Annotated in this window: 1 protein-coding gene; it reads left to right on the top strand. The window is 54.7% G+C overall.

What is annotated here, in order from left to right:
- Positions 1-1,080, top strand: a 1,080-nt coding sequence (locus HMPREF9163_RS09620) for a recombinase family protein (protein ID WP_009441591.1), incomplete at both ends; no start/stop codon positions are given.

Here is a 1,080-nt window from a genome sequence, read left to right as displayed (position 1 = left end):
AGAAAAAGCTGCGTGTGGCTGCCTACGCCCGTGTTTCTGTGGATACGCTTCACCACTCCCTTGCGGCGCAGGTCAGTCACTACAGCAATCTCATCCAGAAGAATCCCGCATGGGAATATGCAGGCGTGTACGCAGACGAAGGAATCACAGGGACAAGCACTACACACCGAGATGAGTTCAAACGACTGATCGCCGACTGCAACGCCGGGAAGATTGATTTGGTACTCGTCAAAAGTATCAGTCGCTTTGCCCGTGACACCGTGGATTGCCTCCATACCGTCCGACAGTTGAAAGAGAAGGGGATTGCCGTCCGCTTTGAGCGCGAGAACATTGATTCCACATCCGAGGACGGAGAACTCCTCTTGACGCTGCTCGCATCCTTTGCCCAAGAGGAGAGCAGAAGCATCGGCGACAACATTCGGTGGGGCGTGCGGAGGCGGTTCGCACAGGGGATTCCGAACGGGCATAAAGTGCCTTACGGTTACCGATGGGACGGAGAGATGTTTCGCATCGTTCCTGACGAGGGAGAGATCCTAAAGGAGATTTACCGCAGATACCTTGCCGGGGAATCTGCCTACGCCATTGCAAAGACACTCGCGGGACTTGGAATCACAGGACGGCAGGGGAGACCAATCGAGCAGACCACGGTAAAGGACATCCTCTCCAACATCTCCTATACGGGCACGATGGCATTGCAGAAGAACTACATCAGTGAGGGGCATATTCGCAAGAGAAATAAAGGCGAGCTGCCCATTTACATGGTGGATGGGATGTTTGAGCCGCTCGTGAGCAAGGATGATTTCGATAAGGCGCAGGAGATACGGAAACGGAGAGCCGCGCAGTCTGGCAATCGGAATCCTGTGTTGATGCCGTTTTCCGGCATGGTGAAATGCGGGTACTGCGGAGGCGGCTTCAGCAGAAGAACCGCCGGGAAGTACAAACGGTGGGGATGTAACACAAGGGAACGGCGGGGGATTGAGGTTTGTGACAGCCGCCCAATCAGGGAAGAGGAGCTTGTGGCTGCGGTCAGAGTCATCATGGAGAAGGATGATTTTGATACTGCGGAACTCAGGCGTAAGG

This window comes from Selenomonas sp. oral taxon 138 str. F0429, from assembly GCF_000318175.2.
GTDB lineage: Bacteria > Bacillota > Negativicutes > Selenomonadales > Selenomonadaceae > Centipeda > Centipeda timonae.
This window is presented reverse-complemented; position numbering and strand designations above follow the sequence as displayed.